General features: G+C 52.3%; 18 protein-coding genes and 1 tRNA gene. 7 read left to right on the forward strand and 12 right to left on the reverse strand.

From position 1 onward, the window contains the following. The first annotated feature begins 1 nt into the window (after position 1). Entirely contained in the window at positions 2 to 3,301 is a 3,300-nt protein-coding gene (gene recC / locus DFT_RS11745) for an exodeoxyribonuclease V subunit gamma (RefSeq protein ID WP_054031378.1), read from the forward strand. A gap of 6 nt (positions 3,302 to 3,307) precedes the next feature. On the opposite strand, the gene DFT_RS11750 is transcribed toward recC, so the two are convergent. Next, on the reverse strand, positions 3,308 to 3,907 hold the full coding sequence (locus DFT_RS11750; RefSeq protein ID WP_054031379.1) for a YfaZ family outer membrane protein: 600 nt from the start codon (positions 3,905 to 3,907) through the stop codon (positions 3,308 to 3,310). Between the two features lie 233 nt (positions 3,908 to 4,140). Between DFT_RS11750 and DFT_RS11755 the strand changes: the two genes are divergently transcribed. Both DFT_RS11755 and DFT_RS11760 read left to right on the forward strand, forming a co-directional pair. Then, positions 4,141 to 4,228: transfer RNA gene (locus DFT_RS11755), tRNA-Leu, on the forward strand. 159 nt (positions 4,229 to 4,387) lie between these two features. Continuing rightward, positions 4,388 to 4,666 carry an HU family DNA-binding protein gene (locus DFT_RS11760; protein ID WP_054031380.1) on the forward strand — a complete coding sequence of 93 codons (279 nt, stop codon included), beginning with the start codon at positions 4,388 to 4,390 and terminating at the stop codon, positions 4,664 to 4,666. On the opposite strand, the gene DFT_RS25840 is transcribed toward DFT_RS11760, so the two are convergent. Next, positions 4,659 to 4,907, reverse strand: a complete 249-nt coding sequence (locus tag DFT_RS25840; protein ID WP_152971959.1) for a hypothetical protein — start codon at positions 4,905 to 4,907, stop codon at positions 4,659 to 4,661. The two genes, DFT_RS11760 and DFT_RS25840, sit on opposite strands and share 8 nt — an antisense overlap. Positions 4,908 to 5,420: 513 nt before the next feature. On the opposite strand from DFT_RS25840, the gene DFT_RS11770 reads away from it, so the two are divergent. The 3 genes from DFT_RS11770 (at position 5,421) to DFT_RS11780 (ending at position 7,120) form a co-directional block, all read left to right on the forward strand. Further along, a complete protein-coding gene (locus DFT_RS11770; protein ID WP_054031382.1) occupies positions 5,421 to 5,753 on the forward strand; it encodes a hypothetical protein in 333 nt (110 codons plus the stop codon). Positions 5,754 to 5,763: 10 nt separating this feature from the next. Continuing rightward, a complete protein-coding gene (locus DFT_RS11775; RefSeq protein ID WP_152971960.1) occupies positions 5,764 to 5,961 on the forward strand; it encodes a hypothetical protein in 198 nt (65 codons plus the stop codon). A 64-nt stretch (positions 5,962 to 6,025) separates the two neighbouring features. Beyond that, a complete protein-coding gene (locus DFT_RS11780; RefSeq protein ID WP_054031384.1) occupies positions 6,026 to 7,120 on the forward strand; it encodes an SPL family radical SAM protein in 1,095 nt (364 codons plus the stop codon). Between the two features lie 121 nt (positions 7,121 to 7,241). Here the strand turns inward: DFT_RS11780 and fusA are convergent, their stop codons facing one another. The 7 genes from fusA to DFT_RS11815 form a co-directional block, all read right to left on the reverse strand. Further along, entirely contained in the window at positions 7,242 to 9,311 is a 2,070-nt protein-coding gene (gene fusA, locus DFT_RS11785; RefSeq protein ID WP_054031385.1) for an elongation factor G, read from the reverse strand. Positions 9,312 to 9,423: 112 nt separating this feature from the next. Beyond that, positions 9,424 to 10,173 (reverse strand): TlyA family RNA methyltransferase, encoded by a 750-nt coding sequence (locus DFT_RS11790; RefSeq protein WP_054031386.1) that lies wholly within the window; start codon positions 10,171 to 10,173, stop codon positions 9,424 to 9,426. A gap of 12 nt (positions 10,174 to 10,185) precedes the next feature. Then, the gene (gene dxs, locus DFT_RS11795) at positions 10,186 to 12,102 is read right to left on the reverse strand and encodes a 1-deoxy-D-xylulose-5-phosphate synthase (RefSeq protein ID WP_054031387.1); all 1,917 of its coding nucleotides are present in this window, start codon (positions 12,100 to 12,102) and stop codon (positions 10,186 to 10,188) included. 20 nt (positions 12,103 to 12,122) lie between these two features. Next, entirely contained in the window at positions 12,123 to 13,037 is a 915-nt protein-coding gene (locus DFT_RS11800; RefSeq protein ID WP_054031388.1) for a polyprenyl synthetase family protein, read from the reverse strand. Next, positions 13,030 to 13,275, reverse strand: coding sequence for an exodeoxyribonuclease VII small subunit (locus DFT_RS11805; RefSeq protein WP_054031389.1), 246 nt, complete (start codon positions 13,273 to 13,275; stop codon positions 13,030 to 13,032). Before DFT_RS11805 ends, DFT_RS11800 begins: the two co-directional genes overlap by 8 nt. A gap of 69 nt (positions 13,276 to 13,344) precedes the next feature. Further along, positions 13,345 to 14,685: an exodeoxyribonuclease VII large subunit gene (gene xseA, locus DFT_RS11810; RefSeq protein WP_076750523.1), complete on the reverse strand. Its 1,341-nt coding sequence runs from the start codon at positions 14,683 to 14,685 to the stop codon at positions 13,345 to 13,347. A 209-nt stretch (positions 14,686 to 14,894) separates the two neighbouring features. After that, positions 14,895 to 15,182 (reverse strand): hypothetical protein, encoded by a 288-nt coding sequence (locus DFT_RS11815; protein WP_054031391.1) that lies wholly within the window; start codon positions 15,180 to 15,182, stop codon positions 14,895 to 14,897. A gap of 177 nt (positions 15,183 to 15,359) precedes the next feature. Here DFT_RS11815 and DFT_RS11820 point away from each other — a divergent pair, with 177 nt between their 5' ends. Further along, a complete protein-coding gene (locus tag DFT_RS11820; RefSeq protein WP_054031392.1) occupies positions 15,360 to 16,061 on the forward strand; it encodes a Bax inhibitor-1/YccA family protein in 702 nt (233 codons plus the stop codon). Positions 16,062 to 16,159: 98 nt separating this feature from the next. On the opposite strand, the gene glmM is transcribed toward DFT_RS11820, so the two are convergent. Genes glmM through DFT_RS11835 form a run of 3 tightly spaced genes read right to left on the reverse strand, consistent with a single transcriptional unit; the run spans position 16,160 to position 19,704 of the window. Beyond that, entirely contained in the window at positions 16,160 to 17,509 is a 1,350-nt protein-coding gene (gene glmM / locus DFT_RS11825; RefSeq protein ID WP_054031393.1) for a phosphoglucosamine mutase, read from the reverse strand. A 39-nt stretch (positions 17,510 to 17,548) separates the two neighbouring features. Further along, positions 17,549 to 18,745 carry a hypothetical protein gene (locus DFT_RS11830; RefSeq protein WP_054031394.1) on the reverse strand — a complete coding sequence of 399 codons (1,197 nt, stop codon included), beginning with the start codon at positions 18,743 to 18,745 and terminating at the stop codon, positions 17,549 to 17,551. A 2-nt stretch (positions 18,746 to 18,747) separates the two neighbouring features. Next, positions 18,748 to 19,704 carry a Wzz/FepE/Etk N-terminal domain-containing protein gene (locus DFT_RS11835; RefSeq protein WP_161807136.1) on the reverse strand — a complete coding sequence of 319 codons (957 nt, stop codon included), beginning with the start codon at positions 19,702 to 19,704 and terminating at the stop codon, positions 18,748 to 18,750. Positions 19,705 to 19,790 lie beyond the last annotated feature (86 nt).

A 19,790-nucleotide genomic window follows, 5' to 3' on the forward strand; every position in this document is an offset into this window, starting at 1 on the left:
GATGCCCAGCGAATTGCACATCATCTCCGGCAATCATATGGAAATGCTGGTCAGGGGGTTGGCTGAGGTACTGGCCGCACCCGTCGAAGCGAATCCGCATTTGGTGTTGCAGCCCGACGTGGTGCTGGTACAAAGCAGGGGCATGCAACGCTGGATATCCCTGCAAGTCGCCAGCATCAACGGGGTTTGCGCCAACATAGAGTTCCCTTTTCCCAATGCCTTTATCGACCGGCTATGCGGCCTCGAGGATGCCGCCTTTGGAATGACCGGGGCCTACGACAAACCCACCCTGGCCTTTCGCATCTGCCGTCTCTTGCCAGACCTCTTGGCGCATTCTGTTTTCGAGCCTTTACAGCGCTATCTGGCCCAGGATACCAACCCCCTCAAACGATTTCTGTTAAGCCGCAAGATCGCCGACACCTTCGATCAATACGCCGTGTTCCGGCCGGATTGGCTCGTGGGTTGGGAGACGGGCAGAGCGGGCACCGAACAAATGCCTCCGTCGCACCAATGGCAAGCCTGCTTGTGGCGGGCCCTCGGAGCGCAACAAAACGGCTTACACCGTTCCGCTCTCCAAAAAGAGCTGGTGGAAAGACTTCGGCAAAACGACCGTGCATGGCGTGGATTACCCTCCAGGATCTCCGTCTTTGGTGTGTCCCACTTGCCGCCGTTCCACCTGGAGGTACTCGAGGCACTTGCCCAGAGAATTCCGGTCTTTCTGTTTCTGCTGAATCCCTGCCGTCACTATTGGGCCGATATCCTTTCGGATCAACAAATGGTCCGCTTGCGATCCCGCATTCCGGGCACACCAGACAACGGCGCATTGTATTTTCAGAGCGGTAACCGTCTCCTGGCGTCCTTGGGCGTGCAGGGGAAAGAATTTTTCGACCTGATCCATCAATGCGAGGCCCATCACCACGAATTGTTCCAGGACAACCGGAACGGTCTGTTGTTGGGGGGGATCCAGCAGGACATTCTGGATCTGGTCGACCGCCGTCGGTCGGACGAGGAACCCACAGATGAGGTCGTGCACGCCGACGGGAGCTTGCGGGTGCATAGCTGTCACAGCCCCATGCGGGAAGTTGAGGTGCTGTACGACCAGTTGCTGGACATGCTGGATCATACCCCGGGTCTTGAACCGCGGGACATCCTGGTCATGGCGCCGGATATCGCTGTTTATGCGCCGTTCATTCATGCCGTGTTCGGAAATCCCGCTGACCCAGCACACCAAATGCCCTACAGCGTGGCCGATCAAGACCTCTTGGCATCAAATTCGACGATCGATACCTTTATTCAGCTTCTGGATCTGGTCGACGGTCGGATGGAAGCCTCGCGAGTCTTGAGTCTTCTTTCATGTCCGAGTGTCCAATCGCGCTTCGGATTGTTCGAATCCGACCTGCAACTGATTCACCGTTTGGTAAAAGAGGCCGGCATCCGCTGGGGATGGGACAGGGCTGATCGCAGACGCCATGGTTTGCCCGGATTCAGGGAGAACACTTGGCAGGAAGGCCTGGATCGATTGGTCCTCGGATGGAGCATGGACAGCCGGGAATCCAGGCTCTTCAGTGAAGTTTTGCCACTCCAATCCATTGCTTCCGGAGATGGTGACATTCTGGGACGCGTCATTGCCTATGCCGATGCCATCCATGAGAGCATGACCCAACTCGATGCCTGCGTCGATTCCCTCGAGGGTTGGCAGGTCAGGCTCAACGCGCTGTTCGAGCGTTTTTTCCAGCTGGGACCTTCTGAGATATCCCATTCACAGCCGTTAAAGACCACGATCCATCGACTCAAGGAAATCGGATTGCAACTCGATGAAAAAGCGACCTTTTCCTTCGACATCATCCGGCAGTATCTGAAGGACACCCTCAAACAGACTTCCCGTGAGGCAGGTTTCATGACGGGCGGCATCACCTTCTGTGCCATGCTCCCGATGCGCAGCATCCCTTCCAGGATCATTTGCTTGCTCGGCATGAATCACGAAACCTTTCCGCGTGAAAATCATGAACCGGGATTCAATTTGATGGCGGCCGAACCCCGGCCAGGCGACCGCTCCAGAAGAAACGATGATCGCTATCTTTTCCTGGAAGCCCTTATCTCTGCCAGGGACATTTTTTATCTGAGCTACATCGGTCAGAATATTCAGGACAATTCAACCATGGCGCCTTCAATGGTTGTCGATGAACTCCTCGAATATGTGGCCGAAGGTTTGGGGGTTCCGGCCGAGAAGCTCGTCGTCCGTCATCCGTTGCATGCCTTTTCGACCCTTTATTTCAGCGGCCTTGACACACAGGTGTTCACGTACAGTGCCGAAAATCGAAAAGCCGCCGAGGCCCTGATCACCCCGCCTGAAACAGAACCATTCTTCACCGGGGCGCTTCCATCTCCAGATGATCACTGGCGTCAGTGCGACTGGAGGGATTTGGGAGTGTTCTGGGTGCATCCCATACGTTTTCTCATCGAAAATCGCCTGGGGGTTTATTTAAAACCAACTGCAGATGTGGTTGAAGACAGGGAGATTTTCAAATTAGATGCCTTGAGTCGCTATATGGTCAATCAGGATCTGCTCAAGGCGCTTGCCGGAGGCACTTCGAAACAGGAGGCCTACCGTATTGTTCGGGCCGCAAATATGTTGCCCCATGGCACTGTCGGACGTGTTGAATGCGAGCAACTGGTGGATCACGTCGAAACGTTTTTAGATACATTGAAGGCGATTGTGCCGAACGAAAAACCGCGTTCTGTCCGGGTGGACAAGGCACTTTCGCCATTCGCGGCGCATGGCGAGATCGATCGGGTCTATCCACAGGGCCGCATCGTTTACCGCATGGGCAAAACGCGTCCAAAAGACCTGTTGGGGGTGTTCATACACCATCTGGCCCTGCAATTTTGCCCGGAAAAGCATGTGGTTCCGATGAGTATATTGATCTGTACCGACCAAATCTGGCAGTTGTCACCTCTACAAAACCCTGAAGATGTCCTGGCGCGGTACCTGGACTATTACTGGGAGGGACTTCGGGCGCCATTGCCTTTTTATTGCCGGTCCAGCCACGCCTACGCCCATCAACTCCTCGTGAATGGCCGCACCTCCAAAGAGGCGCTCGCTTTCGCCCAGCGCACTTGGCTCGGAAACGACTTTTCACCCGGTGAGGTATCGGACCCCTATTATCAGCTCTGTTTCCGCGAAGGTGCACCATTCCATGAGGATTTTGAAAGGATTGCGATTGACCTGTTCGGACCCTTGATAGCGGTCTCCCATTCGATCACACCGGAAAATCTGCAGGATGCCTCCTTTTTGGAATGAAACCGCTCAAAAGCGCATGGCCAATCCCAGTCGAAAAGCATCTTCCTCCAGGTCCCAATCTCCTGGTCCGGATTCCATATCTATACGGTAGTGGGTGTAAGAAGCGCGGATAGAGGCATTGCGAAGGATCCGCAACCCCACGCCGGCATTGAATTCCAGATAGTTGTCCGTATCTGCGAAAGACAGAGGGCTGGGGGCCCAGGTCAGCCCGCCGAAAACCTCCAACGGCACAGGTATCCGATCGGTCGGGAAGAGGTAGCCGGCTTCACCGGTAAACCCAAGCGCGCCCACATCTCCGGAATATCCACCATTGTCTGCGGTTCCGTAAATTCCTCTCACACCCACCTCGCATGTGAAACCCGGCGCCAATGTATCGCTGCCAACCGTCAGGTTCAAAGAGCCCAACGTATACTCGACATCGTCGTCATCGGTGTGAACCACTGATCCGCCGATGCGATAGTAACCCGATTCGATATAGTCTTTGTAGTGAATGCCGCCGGATATGGATTCCGTTCCGGCCATCAGATCCAATTCAAGGGAATTTGCCCAGCAAACACCGTTTAACATGACCCACACCCAAAGGGCCCCCACTATTTTATGCATCATTGTTCTCTCCCTCCCGCATGGTTTTGGCCAGGAATCGGACCGGCCTGAGCTGCAACCCTCTTACGACAAATTACCAATAATTTCAAATCATGAAACAATGTTGAGGGCTCCGGAGATCGAATTGCCATGCTTGACTTGACAATCCCGAAGCATATGGTAAATAGCCTCAGGTTTCTTTCCCCGGACTGATCCATTCAATACTTAGGACAATACTCGGGGCAATGGAAACAATTGCCTGGATGGCGGAATAGGTAGACGCAAGGGACTTAAAATCCCTCGAAACTTAGTTTCGTGCCGGTTCGATTCCGGCTCCAGGCACCAAGCCTCCCGACGGATCCCGTGGGTTCAACAACGCATTGTCCTTCATCGATATTTAGGGCGAATTCCTTTCGGAAAAAATGAACTGAAGGTTCAGGCCGAGTTGACAAGTGCCCCGAGTACCTATATGATGTTGATTTAATTGAAATTAGGGAGGCAACAATGAACAAGGCCGATCTTGTCAAAGAGCTGAAAAACCAAAACGGATTTACCAGACAACAAGCTGAAAATGTTGTAGATATTTTTTTCAATACCATGGCCGATGCCCTCGCCAAAGGAGAAAGAGTGGAAATTCGAGGCCTGGGCAGTATATTTGTCAAAGAGTACAAATCCTACACCGGTCGAAACCCCAAATCGGGCGAACCCGTGAAAGTCAAACCCAAGAAGTTACCCTTTTTCCGTTGCGGCAAGGAGCTAAAGGAACGCGTTGACTTTAATTAAACGCTCCACCAACACACCCTCCGGCCAGGCCCATTACCAATCCTGAGCTGATCATTCGGGTGATAGGCAAGGATTCATGCTTTTCTTCAAAAACGATGCCTTGAGGCCTCAATACCCCGGGGCTTCCGTTCATCCAGCGGACCATGTCAACGCAACTGATGAAGAAAAGTGGTATGTCTGCAATCAATGCCATCAAAAAATCACTCAACCCGGCTTCCGTCTGAACGTTCAAGGACGTCATGAACACACCTATGCCAATCCAAGCGGAATCGTTTACAATATCAAATGCTTTTCAAATGCCCAGGGATACAGTTTCCTTGGACCGGCATCGACGGAGTTCACCTGGTTTTCAGGCCATTCCTGGCGGATCATTATTTGTACCGCGTGCCTGACCCATATCGGCTGGCACTTTAAAAGCAATGGAGGCGCCAACTTTTTTGGTTTCATCTCGGATCGACTGCTGTTCAAATCGACTTCCTCCGAATAAAGAGGATTGTATTTTCACAAAACCACGGATCTCATCGGGGATATGGCGCCATGCCAGGTTAAGAGTCTATGGGTTGTGGATTTTTCTACCTGGAAATACTACAAAATGTGTTTTCACGTGAAACGTCGAGGCCGTTAGCGTCTTAGAATCCCTTTGACACTCGGTTCCGTTTTTTTCTATACTCCAGACCGTTTTATGGTATCAGGACAATGGTTTTCCATGTCATAGTGGACAGTTGATTCAAGATGATGAGGTAGTGACGTTGACATGCCGCTAAAACGTATCATTGAACAGTTCGGTGGGCTCGAAGTGGTCGAAAGTCGATGTGTCACTGATGAATTTGTCGACCTTGTTTTTTCAAACAGAGACCTTCCTTCGTGGTACAACATCCTCGCGGAACAGTTAGGGGACCCGATCAAGCCCCAAGGGCAGGCTCCCAGCACGAAGGATCTCGAATTGACGTCGAAGACGGGCGGCATCAGAATTGAACAAACGCTCTTCGAAAAGCAATTGGATTCAGGGACGGTCATTGCCAAGTTTTGGCCCTGGAAAGACAATCGACATACCACCTTGCGCATGGCATTGCTGCTGAAAGGTTAGGTTGGAGTTCATGCAAGCGTTCATCATGCTCTTTCAGGCTTTATGTATTTTAATAGCGGCTGCCATCCTCGGCAACTGGTATCTCAAGGAAGCCCAACGCACCAAAATAGCTGGAAGACCCTGGTATGCTGTATATTTTTCACTCCCCGGCCTTCTCATTATCGCACTGCTGTTCTTGTTGCCTTTGGTGATGTATCTAAAGAGATAAATTTATTCCTAACACTCCGGTCATTGCTCAACTTCGAGATCCGGACCCCAGGCGACCTCTGATTATGCCCATTGAAAAACTCTATGTGGACGCTTCGGTGGCCAACTTGCCCTTGGTCGACCGGTTCGTTCAATCATTAAGGTTGCCACCTGTTTTCGTTGAAAATCGTCAGCAGGTGTTTGATATCCTCAAAGGGGAGAAGGACCCCTGCCTGAGGGGAAAACAACTATTACTGTTGACGCGCCTTCAGGGACCCTTTGTGCGCAAGTGCCCGGGCACCCGGGAATATACCTGTTGCGATTATCAAATTTTGAATATTGGCACTTTTTGTACCATGGATTGTGCTTACTGCATCCTGCAAACCTATTTCCACCCACCCTTGCTTCAATATTTTGTTAATCAGGACAGATTGTTAGATGAGCTCTCGGAGTACTTTGAGCGGCCCAAGGGTCTACGTCTCGGCACGGGTGAATTTACCGATAGCCTGATTTGGGAACCCTGGTCTGACCTCACTCCAAAACTGGTGGAACGCTTTGCACATCAGAAAAAAACGGTTCTTGAACTCAAAACCAAAACGACCGCGATACAGCAGTTAAAGGGATTGGACCACCAGCGCAAGACTATTGTTTCTTGGTCGCTCAACACCCCCCGCGTCATCGCGCATCAAGAGCGGGGGACCGCTTCTTTGAAAGCGCGGCTTGCTGCTGCGGCGGCATGTCGATCCCAAGGATATCCACTGGCATTCCATTTCGATCCTATTTTCGTCTATCCTGAATGGGAAAACGAATATCACGATGTGATTCAGACCCTATTCGACAATATTCCGCAGGATGAAATTGTCTGGATCAGTATGGGAACGTTTCGATTTATGCCGGCCCTGCAATCGGTCGTGCGCCAGCGTTTCCCCCAATCCGACATCATTTATGGAGAATTCATCCCCGGATTGGATGGCAAGATGCGCTATTTCAAACCATTGCGTATCAAGGTGTATCAAAAGATTGCACGTTGGATAAAAGAACGGGCACCGCGCGTCACGCTCTACTTTTGCATGGAAGATGACCAGGTATGGACCCAATGCCTGGGATTTTCCCCCCAGTCAAAGGGGGGATTGCCAGCCATGCTCGACCAGAGTGCCCGCATCCATTGCGGCATAATATAGGGCCAATGGATCACAACTCTCCAAAAACAAAAAACCGAATGGCCTGGTTCGGCGATTCGGTTTTTTGATAGTTGCGGATAACGTTCCAAGCGCTCGTCAATTGCTTGACGAACGCAATTCGTTATTCACTCTCTTTGCTTCTCAGTTCGGCCAGTAGCTTTTCGGCCAACTGCGCCGGAACTTCATCGTACCGTTCGAATTCCATAGAAAAAATCCCACGCCCACCGGTCATGGAGCGCAGATCGGGAGCATAGGTGAGAAATTCCGCCATGGGCACTTCGGCGTTGATCACCTGGTACTTGCCAGCGCTGTCCATCCCAAGAACGCGACCGCGCCGGCTGTTCAGATCGCCCATAATGTCGCCCATGAATTCATCCGGAGTGGTGATCTTCACCTTCATGATGGGTTCTAAAAGAACCGGTCCGGCCTGCTCGGCGGCCTTTTTAAACGCCAGGCTGCCGGCGACCTTGAACGCCATTTCAGAGCTGTCCACGGCATGGTATGAACCGTCATCCAAGATCACTTTGAAATCAACGGTCGGAAAACCAGCCAGAACACCTTTCTTGGCAGATTCGACAATACCTTTTTCAACGGCCGGAATATAAGTTTTGGGAATCACGCCACCGACAATGCCGTCGACGAATTCAAATCCGCCGCCCCGCGGCATCGGTTCGAGTTGAATCCAACAATCGCCGAACTGGCCATGACCACCGGTTTGTTTTTTGTGACGACCTTGTACGCGAACCTTTTTCTTAAAGGTCTCGCGGTAGGGAACTTTGGGCGCCTTGAGGTTGACTTCCACATTGTATTTGCGTTTCAGCTTCTCGATGGTCGCTTCGATGTGCACCTGGCCTGAACCCGACAGCAGGATCTCTTTGGTTTCCGCATTCCGGTCAACCTTCAGCCCCTGGTCTTCCTCGAGCAGCCTGTTCAATGAAGAAAAGATTTTGTCCTCATCCCCTTTTGACTTGGGCTCCAAGGCAAAGGTAATCAAAGTGGGGATGGATGTGGCCAGCTCGAACTTGACCTTTTTGTTGTCCGCGCACAGGGTGTCTCCGGTGGTGGTCTCCTTTAGTTTGGCAACCGCCACGATGGATCCAGGACCCGCTTCGTTGACCGGCCTTTGTTCCTTGCCCATAATGGTCAACAGCTGATTGTATCTTTCCTTGGTCTCTTTGGTCGAATTGTAAAAAGTGCCATCACCGGCCAGAGTACCGCTGACCACCCGGAAGATCGTCAATCGGCCCGCATAGGGGTCGGCTACTGTTTTGAATACGAATCCCGAAAAAGGAACGGATGGATCGGGTGAGATTTCACCGGCGCTCTTATCCGAGAGGTTGATACACTTCCGGGAGGCCGAATCCAGCGGGGAGGGCATGGCGGCGACGATGGTATCCATCAAGAGATCGATACCGATGTTTTTTGTCGCCGAACCGCACAATACTGGAATAAAGGTGCGTGACAACACGCCCTTGCGCAAGGTCGCCTTGATCTCGTCATCACTGATCGCTTCGCCTTCCAGATATTTTTCAATCAGGCTGTCGTCGGCCTCGGCGATGTTTTCAATCATGGCTTCGCGTTCGGTTTCAGCTTCATCCTTAATCTCTTCCGGAACGTCCGCAACGGACACAATGCCTTTATCGTCATAGAGATAAGCCTTCATCGCCACGAGATCGACGACGCCGTTGAATCCCGCCTCCTTGCCGATGGGCAACTGGATGATGATCGGCTTGGGGGTTTCAAACGATTCCTTGGCGTCCTGAAAGGCCCGCTGGAAATCGGCGCGCTCACGATCCAATTTATTGATGAAGATAACGGCCGGTTGATTGTAATCTGTGGCAAACTCGAATGCCTGCTCGGTTTGAACCTTGACTCCGTCGACCGCGTCGACCACGATGACCACCGCATCGGCCGCCTGCATGCACAATTTGGTGTCCGTGAAAAAATTCTGGTCGCCGGGTGTATCGATAAGGGTAATGGCGTGCTTTTTCCAAGGAATCTGGGCAAAGCTGGTGCTGATGCTGGCTTGACGCTTCAGCTCCTCAGGCTCAAAGTCCATGAATGTGTTGCCATCTTCGGTACGACCCTGACGGGTGATAATGCCCGTTTTAAAGAGCATAGCCTCTGCAATCGATGTTTTGCCCGCACCGCCATGGGCGACAAGGGCGATATTTCTCAGCTTATCTGCCATTTTCGATCACTCTTGCTCCTCTCTAAGAAAGAATATGGGGTTTGAATACCGACGCCATGAAAATTTTTATTGATATACAGGCACCCTGAAAAAATCAAGGGCAAAAACCTGATTATAAAACGGAATCATCGTTGGCGAGCAGAATGATAAACTCCAGGTTTCCCTTGGGGCCCCGGATGGGGGAGGGGATCACCGGACCGGGTACCAGGCCGATTTCTTTGAAATAGTCGATCAGCTCCTGTATGACACGATCGTGCTGACGCGGATCGCGCACCACCCCGCCTTTGCCGACTTGACCCTTTCCGACTTCAAACTGCGGCTTGATCAAAGCCAATATACGACCGTTTGGTTTCAAGAACGGTTGGACGGCCGGAACAACGATTCTGAGGGAAATAAAGGAGGTATCAATGGTCGCCAGATCCACTTTTTCGGGCAGGCGTTCGGGGGCAAGGTGCCGAATGTTAGTCCTTTCTATGGAAACGACACGCGGATCCCGGCGTAATTGCCAGGCCAGCTGACCGTATCCGACATCCACGGCATACACACGGCGGGCGCCATGTTGCAGCAGGCAGTCGGTAAATCCGCCTGTAGAGGCGCCCACATCAAGACATACCCCATCATCGAGTCGAAGTGACAGCGCCTCGATGGCAGCCGCCAGTTTCAACCCTCCCCGACTCACATAGGGCAATTCTTCGCCCTTCAAGCTGATCGACGCATCCATGGGGATGGCTGTGCCGGGTTTGTCGCTGAGCTGTCCATCGACCAGCACTTTACCTGCCATGATCAGGGCCTTGGCCCTGGGGCGGCTGGCTGCCAGACCTCTATCAACCAATAAGATATCCAGACGCTGCTTATTGGGCATGCCACATTGCGTTTACTGATTCTGGACAAGCACGTTGAGGTTTTGGCTTGGTGCATGCCGTTCGAACAGTTCATGCACCGCCTCCACGACACTTTTGACATTGAGGCCGCAATTCGACCGCAGCAGGTTTGCCGAACCATGCTCGATGAATCGATCGGGCAAACCGATTCTTTTGACGAACGCCGGATTGACACCATGGTCGAACAGCGCTTCGATCACGGCGCTGCCGAAACCACCGGAGAGGGCGTTCTCTTCGAGAGTGACGACGAAAGGTACTTTTTGTGCCAGTCGGCAAATGGTGTCACTATCCAAGGGCTTGACGAAACGGCAGTTGACAACTGTGGCATGGATTCCCTCTGCCGACAGTTTTGTCTTGGCCCCCATGGCGACTGAAACCATATTGCCGATGGCCAGCAGGAGCACATCATTGCCCTGAGCCAGGATTTCCGCCCGGCCGATGGGTATCGCCGCAGGCTCATCGTCCAATGGGACCCCAAATCCCATACCCCGCGGGTATCGGACGGCAACGGGTCCATCATGGGACAAGGCCGTTATCATCATTCGACATAATTCGTTCTCGTCCTTGGGCGCCATGACGATCATATTGGGCAGGCTTCTCAAGTAGGAAAGATCGAATTGGCCGTGGTGAGTCGGGCCATCTTCGCCGACCAGCCCGCCGCGGTCGATGGCAAACACCACTGGCAGACGCTCGATACAGACATCGTGGACAACCTGATCGAAGGCGCGTTGTAAAAAGGTGGAATAGATGGCGACGACCGGACGAAATCCCTCGGCGGCCATTCCCGCCGCAAAGGTCACGCCATGCTGTTCGGCGATCCCCACATCGAAAAAACGATCCGGAAAATGTTCGGCGAATTTACTCAGACCCGTGCCCTCAGGCATGGCTGCGGTCACGGCCACTAACTTTTCGTTCGTCTTGGCCACCTCGACCATGAAATCGCCAAAGACCGATGTGTAGGTGGGCACCGTGCAGGCCGGGGCGGTGCTGTTGCCCGTGGCGACGTCGAAGCAGCCCACGCCATGGAAATAGACCGGGTTGTTTTCCGCCTGGGCGTATCCCTTGCCCTTGGTCGTGGTCACGTGCAGCAGCACGGGGTCTTTTAGCGTCTTGATATTCGTGAGTATGGATATCAGATGGTTCAAATTGTGGCCGTTGATCGGACCGAAGTAGTCGAAGTTAAATGCCTCGAACAGCATGCCAGGCGTGATGAAGGTCTTGAACGACTCTTCGGACCGTTTGGCCCAGTTATAGATATTGTCACCGATTTTGGGCAAGGACTTAAGAAACTCGCCGAACTCCTTGCGCCACGCCTGGAGCCGTTGGTCCGAGAGGGTACGGCTCAGCAAAGATGACAAGGCCCCAACATTTCGCGAAATGGACATGTCGTTGTCGTTGAGAATCACGATCAGATCTTTATGCAGATCTCCGGCCTGGTTGAGGGCTTCGTACGCCAGACCCGCGGTCAACGAGCCATCTCCGATCACCGCCAACACTTTGGATCTTTTATCCTTTAGACGATTGGCGCATACCATGCCCAAGGCTGCTGAAATGGAGGTGGAGCTGTGCCCGGTGGTGAAATTGTCATAGATACTCTCGCTGCTCCTGGTAAAACCAGACAGCCCGCCATGCTTTCTCAGGGTATGAAACCGGTCGCGTCGACCGGTCAGCAACTTGTGGGCATAGGCTTGATGTCCGACATCCCAGATTACTTTGTCGTCGGGGGTATCGAACACATAATGAATGGCAATGGCAAGCTCGACCGCGCCGAGGCTCGATGCCAGGTGGCCGCCGTTTTTAGAGACGACATCGACAATGACCCGGCGGATTTCACTCGCCAGTTCCGGTAACAGGTTGCGCGGCAGCTTTTTCAAATCGGCCGGTGATTCGATATGTTCGAGCAATCCCAATGTGCGTGACTCCTGAATCGCTATCGTTTTCGATCCACGATGTACTGTGCAATGGCCCGCAAGGGGTCTGCCTTGTTATCAAAAATATCAAGTGCCCGCAAGGCGTCCCCGATCAGCTGATCGGCATAGGCGCGCGAGGGTTCGAGTCCCAAAAGGGCAGGGTAGGTGTTTTTTTGCCGCGATGCATCGGTTCCCACCGCTTTGCCCAGAACAGAGGGATCTCCTTGGATATTGAGAATGTCGTCGATCACCTGGAATGCGAGTCCGATATTATCCGCATATCGCTTCAAACGATCGATCTGATCATCGCTCGCTCCGCCCAACACAGCACCGACATGAACGGCCGCCCGAATCAGCGCGCCTGTCTTCAACCGGTGCATGTTTTCGAGCGCTTCTTGATTCAGTTTAACCCCCTCGAAGGAGAGGTCCCGGGCCTGTCCCTCGATCATCCCCAGGCAACCCGAGGCATTCGATATGATGGCAACCACCCGCAACCATCGCGACGCGTTGTCCGGTCCTGACTTGCAACCCGCTTCGGACAGCACCTCGAAAGCCATGTTGAGCAAGGCATCGCCCGTCAATATGGCGGTCGCCTCATCGAACTGAACATGGCACGTGGGCTTGCCGCGCCGCAGATCGTCATCATCCAGGGCAGGGAGGTCATCGTGGATCAAGGAATAGGTGTGAATCATCTCCAGTGCGCAAGCGGCCGGCAGGGCAATCTCCGGTTCTACGCCGACTGCGGTGCAGGCGGCCAGGCACAGAATAGGGCGCAGCCGCTTTCCGCCGGTGGAAAGCGCATAAACCACCGGTTCCCGCATCGTCAGTTCCAACGGTAAGGATTTCAGATGCTCATCCAAAGCCGTGTTGACGATTTGCCGTTGCAGAGCCAGGTAAGTTTTGAGTTCGAAGCCGGGGGAGGTGTGCTCAAGCATCCAGATCGTCCTGATCGGTATCGCCAAAAGGTGTTTCCGTTAGCGAGCCGTCGCCTTGTTCCATCAAAAGCGCAATCTTCTTTTCGGTTTCGTTGAGCTTCTGAGTACAAAGTTGACTCAGCTTGACGCCCTCTTCAAATTTTTTCAAGGCATTTTCAAGCGATAATTCACCGGACTCCATCTCCTGCACGAGCGTCTCCAGGCGTTCGAGCGCCTTTTCAAAAGAGAGTTTGGTCATTTCTGATAAATCCTGAATGTCGGGAAGATGCCGATGTGTATTCGTACGTTGTTATGCGTTAAATGTAAACTACCCATCGACCGTGGATTGAATTTTTCCTCTGGCCAGCAAGATTTCAAGCCGTTGGCCTTTGTGCACCTCAACGGCATCCATCACCACTTTCAGGTCGGGTAAAGTCCGCGTGATGCTGTACCCCCGCTGTAAAACCGCCTTGGGGCTCAGCGCTTCGAGCTTGACGTTCGCGCCATGAACACGATCTCGATACTTTGCAATTAACTTCTCATTTGATTTTAAAAGTCTGAAGTACAACATCTCAATCACTGGACGAACGTGTCTCTCGCGGATGACAGGGCTTTGGTTGGTCAACCGAAAGTGAACCTTCATTAAATGGACTTGACGATGTCGCACCAGTTCTAGACCCGCTCGAAAGAGACGTCCCTGAAGGTCATCGACACGCTGTTGATATGCCTGCAGTTTCTTGAGGGGATGGACGACCGCCCGGCCTAATCGATGAATGTGCTCACGGGAGACCAAAACCATTCGCGACATGGACCTTAAACACCGGTGCCTCAATTCAGAGCATCGGGAGAGCAACTCGATTTTCACCGGCACGACGATCTCGGCGGCGGCTGATGGGGTGGGCGCCCTCACATCGGCCACAAAATCGGCGATGGTAAAATCGATTTCATGGCCGACGGCCGACACCACCGGTGTCTCACAGGCATAGATGGCCCGGGCAACGGATTCCGCATTAAAAGCTGCCAGGTCCTCCATGGAGCCGCCCCCTCTGGCCAGGATAATCACGTCTGGCCTCACGATTTGATCGGCCAGCCTCAAAGCGTTTACGATCTCTTCAGAAGCGCCGTGGCCTTGAACCCGAACCGGCAGAATTTTGAGCTGCAGGGTGGGAAAACGGCGAAAGGTAATATTGATAATATCCTGTATGGCCGCCCCCGTAGGCGATGTGATGACACAGATGGTCCGTGGCAGAAAAGGCAATGGTATTTTATGCTCGGGACTGAATAGACCTTCCTCGGTGAGCCGTTGTTTGGTCTGTTCGAATGCCAATTGCAGCGCACCAGCCCCCATGGGCTCGACGTATTCAAGAATGATCTGATAATTGCCACGCGGTTCATAAACGCTGACGCGACCCAGGCCGACGATCGCCAATCCATCGTCCAAGTCGAACCTGAGCTGACGCATTTGACCGCGAAACATCACCGCAATGATCTGGGCTTTGTCATCCTTTAACGAAAAATAGGCGTGACCTGAATTTGGGATTCTAAGGTTGGATATTTCTCCTGATATCCATATCATGGAAAACTTTTGTTCAAGCAGAGATTTAATATTTTTTGTGAGCTGCGATACGGTGAATATCTGTCTCGTCGCTTGCTGGGTGGCTTCGTTCAATAGGTGGGCTCCAATTTATCCCATTGTATCGCTGATCCGGAATGGCAGTTCAATGAATTCGGGAGAGTGCAAAAAAATATAAGTGCTCTCATCCGATATCCTGCAGTTCTCGTCCCCCGATAGTTCACCTATAATGTCTGATAAGATATATTATGTAAACTTTTAGATGTCCACACACTATCCATTTTTAACCCCGCCGGGTATGGCTGTTAACTATCTTTTTCATTGTTGTTAAAATTGAAACGCTCAAGGTATTCCCTGACGGCTGGCATCACGTAGACCGACTCGTGTGGCTGGCCGCTTAGCCATTCAGAAAGAGTTTCGAGCTTTTGATTTATTCGTAGGTGTTTATCGATAATAAAATGATCTTTATTTTTAACTTTACAATACCCGCTTTTCACATGAATTCCGGTCGTACGAAAATTGTGTTCCGCCACCTGCACACCGAGTTTTTCGGCCAGATGCCTCAACTCCTGATAAAGCTGTTCGGGTTTCATATGGCTCATTTACCCCCAAACATGAATCGTCGTCATGACTCCGTTAGTTACTGCCTGGTCCCGATCCAGTCCAGACCTTGCGATTATCGGCTGCTACAACTGCTTTCCCCTTGAAATGAAAGGCAGTTGTGTTTATATTAGCGCCAATCGTGAATTGACACAATAGGAGGAACCTGTATGCAGCCCCAACCGTATTCCATGAGTCAAACCCAAGTTCAAGCGCGCGTCAACGAATTCGTTCGCGGCGTCTACAACTGGATGGCGCTCGGCTTGGCTTTAACCGGCGTTGTGGCCTATTTCGTCACCCACAACGAACCGGCCCTCAAATTCGTGTATCAGGCCAGATGGCTTTTTTTCATTGGCGAACTGGCGTTGGTCTTCATCATTTCTGCCAGAATTCAAAAAATTCAGGCATCGACCGCCACAGGCATGTTCATGGCCTACAGCGCTCTAAACGGCGCGACACTGGCCCTTCTGTTGATCATGTTCACCGGCGAAACCATTGCATCCACCTTTTTTATCTGCGCCGCCATGTTCCTGGCGTTGAGCATCTATGGATGGACCACGAAACGGGACCTGACCGGGTTGGGCAGCTTCCTTTTCATGGGGGTGATCGGCATTCTCATCGCCTCGGTGGTCAATATTTTCATCGGCTCCTATGGCATGCAGATGATCATCAGCTACATCGGGGTGCTGGTGTTCGCCGGCCTGACCGCCTATGACACCCAGCAGATCAAGGCGATGGCCCTGAGCCAGCCGGCCGGACTGAATGCCGGCGCGGTGCGCAAAGGCGCCATCATCGGCGCGTTGAAACTCTACCTGGACTTCATCCTCATGTTCCAGTACCTGCTGATGATTTTGGGCGGTAATCGAAGGTAATTCAATTTTTAATTTATTCCAATGAGTTAAAAAACAAAAAAAGCCTCTGATGAAAAGATCGTCAGAGGCTTTTTCGTGTCAAAACAATAACTTTGGTTTTACCCGATGGCCCGCGCCACCGCATCGGCAATTTGGCGGCAATGCAGGTGTGTGATTTTCTTTGTCGGCCCTTCGACCATGACCCTACACTTTTTCTGGGTTCCCGAGTAGCGCACCAGAACCCTACCCTGATCCCCCAAATCCGCTTCTGCCCGCTGAATCGCACTTACGATGCCGGGAACCGATTCGAGCTCGGGCTTGGATGTCACATCCACGTTGATCAATTCCTGGGGATAGACGGTCATCACCCTGGCAAGTTCCGATAGGGGGCGATCAACCGACTGCATGGCCTGCAACAACCTCAGTCCGGCCAACAACCCGTCGCCGGTGGTATGGGCATCCAAAAAAATCATATGCCCGGAGTCTTCCCCGCCCAAAACCGCACCTTGAGCCCGCATCAACTCCATGACATAGCGATCACCGACCTGGGCCGTCTCCATCCGGATATCCATTTGTTTCAGGGCCAGCTTCAATCCCATATTGCTCATCACCGTGCTGACCACCACATCGTTCTTCAATATGCCTTTGGCTTTCATATCCTTGGCGCAGATGGCCAGGATCTGATCGCCGCTCAGGACTTTGCCCTTTTCATCCACCGCGATGAGGCGATCCCCGTCACCATCGAAGGCAAGGCCGATGTCCGCATTTTGATCGAGAACGGTCTGGACCAGAACTTCTGGATGCTGCGATCCGCAACCGGTGTTGATGTTCATCCCGTTAGGTGCACAAAATAAAGGAATCACATGTGCGCCCAACTGTTGAAACAGAGCCGGCGCCACCTTATAGGTCGCACCATTTGCGCAGTCGAGAACGATGCTCATGTCATTCAGGTCAGGATGGTTCACGGCGGATTTTAAGAAATCGAGGTAAAAACCTGCGGGTTCCGATGTGTTCCGGACCCTGCCGATGTTTTCGCTGCAAGCCTTTACGGCTGTCTCTCCATTCAACACGCGGCGCTCAATCTGCGTTTCTGCTTCATCCGACAGCTTGAATCCCTGGTCGTCGAATACCTTTATCCCATTGTCTTCATATGGGTTGTGCGATGCCGATATTACGATGCCGGCCGCGGCGTCCGTGGCTGATGTCATATGGGCAATACCCGGCGTCGGCAAGACCCCCAGCAGCGATACATCAACCCCTGCCGAACAAACGCCGGCCGCCACCGCCTGGGCGATCATGTCACCGGAAAGCCGTGTATCCTGGCCGATGACGATATGGGCCCGTGTTGGATGTTGATGCCCGTTGAACAGCCCACCCACCGCGCTACCCACCGATAAGGCTGTTTCGATATCCATCGGATATCGATTGGCCACGCCCCGAATACCGTCTGTACCGAACAACTTCCCCATGGATCGCCATTCCCGCACAACGCAATTGAGTTCAAACGGTTAGATCAAAGCCGGCACACACCTTGAGGTATCCGCGACTACCCGTTCCACGATACGGTCGAGCCACGCGGTGCCCGATTCGGTTTGCGCCATCTCCAGGCTTTTTATCACACGCAAATAGTCCTGGCCATTTCTCTTTATAAGCTGATCGATATCCTTCAAAAAGACCTCGGTGCCGTCATCCATCCCGTCAAAAGCCAACAGATTGTCCAATATAGAACGAATATCTTTCCACGCCATCGGGAAATCATATTGAATCCCCTCCCTGGCGCCTGTTTCAGTCAATTTGTCACTCAGCCGTTCCAGCTGTTTTAACCGCTCACAGACTCCGGACATGACAGTCACCTGGAGCCCCTCAAGCAACTCCGCAGGGAAATCCGGTCCCACAAAGCGAGAACGCACGTTCCCGTACCACTGCCGCAAGGCGTACAAGTTGCCGATATAAATAATATTGTTTCGAATGATGCGTTTCAGGCTAAAAAAAGTCCCCGTTGTATAAGGCACAGTGCCGCTGCGCGCCTTTTCCCCCAGCACCAGATGGTTCTCCTTGAGCTGATCCTTGCGGCAGATGGTGCCCGCGGCCACCACCGTGCCGAAAGCCAAACGCGAAGGCCCTACCAACCCTCCCTGCCCTCCCAGAAAAATAGGGGAGTGGTTAAGCATGACCCCGCGCGGCACATCGCCGATCAAGGAAGGCGTGGCCTTGTCCTGGTTGGGCGTGAAGTTGAAATGAATATACGAACTGCCCACCTCGCTGTGGTTGTCCCGGCCCGTGCCGCCAGCCATCAGGCAGTCGCAGAAATTGATCAGGCTGCCCAAAGTCACATAAGGAAAAAGAATGGTTTGCTTCAGCCCCACCGTGTGGGCGATGCTGGCCTGCTCTTCAAGTATGGTGCCCTTGCGGACATGGGATCCCAAGCCGCAACTGGCATTATTCAAAAACACGGCGGCACTGAAATAGCCACCATTCAAGGATACTCCGGGGCCGATATAACAATTATCGACGGTTACAGGTCCCTCAACGCCAATTCGGGCATTATTCGCAATGAACGTGTGCTCACCAAGGATTTTGGTGCCAGGATAGAGGATCACCCCTTCAGCGGCAATTCGGTCGATGTTGACCTCTTCACCAACGAAAGTGCCTTCGGGTGCAAGTACCCTCACACCCCTCTTTTTTAACTCCTCTATTTTAGCCATGATTACAGATCCTTAACATGGATTTCCTCTTTCGCCTGCTGGGAAGCCTCCACCACTTTTCGAAAGAACTCAGCGATAAAGGCCCCCATAATGCCAAGCATCGCCCCCAGAACGACGGATAGGCTGACAATTAGTTGCTTGCCAGGACCCACCAGGGATTTTGACTGTACTGCCAGATAGAGGAGGCGCGAACCCTGATTTGCGTCCAGGATGGCCTTAACTTTACTTTCCGCATCTGCCAATGCCAACCTGGTTTGTGCCAGCTCTCTTCGCAATTCTCCAGCTTGTTGGGCAATAATAAATTCTCTATTGACGCTATTGTCCAGGTTATATTCAGCCAACCTCTCTATCTCTGCTTCAAAAGCCTGAATCTGTCCACGCAATATTTCGGCGCGTGCATGGAGAGGATTAATTTGAATACCAAGAATTTTTTTCAATTCCTGGTCTTGTGTCTTTGAAAAAGCAGCCGCAACAGCTTGATGCACCTGTTGCACGCTTGCTGCTATTTCTGGCTTTGATACGGTCGAAAGCGTAATATTGTAGGTACCCTCCTTATTCTCGACCTTGATTCGAGGACCTCGAGTCACCTCGCCAAACAGCGCTCTTTGTTCTTCGGGAATGATAACGTTTTCAAGTAAGTCGATGTTTTGTTCTATTGGCATCAACAGGTTTATAGCACCAGATAGTGTATTGGGTGAACGCTTTCCAGCCTTTTTCCCGATCACAGATTCATCTATTGTGTCAAAATCGGTCACCCGCGCAAGTTCGATACCAGTCCGGTATTCATAACGATCAGGGCGGGTAAATGCATATACAATCCCTAAAACCAGACACAGGAAAAACACTGAGAGAATGATTAACTTCCTGCGCACGAGCACCAGCCAAAGATCGATCAGGCTGATTTCATCATCATAAGCGTTGTCTCCGGGTATGATCTGGGGCCGGCTGTTGGGATTCACCATCTCTCCTTCATAGGCTTTTTTGTCTCACACGCAAGGATTGTAGACAACCTTCGAAACTTGAAAAAAAGTGTAAAAAGTCGCAG

The sequence above is a fragment of the Desulfatitalea tepidiphila genome (assembly GCF_001293685.1).
GTDB lineage: Bacteria > Desulfobacterota > Desulfobacteria > Desulfobacterales > Desulfosarcinaceae > Desulfatitalea > Desulfatitalea tepidiphila.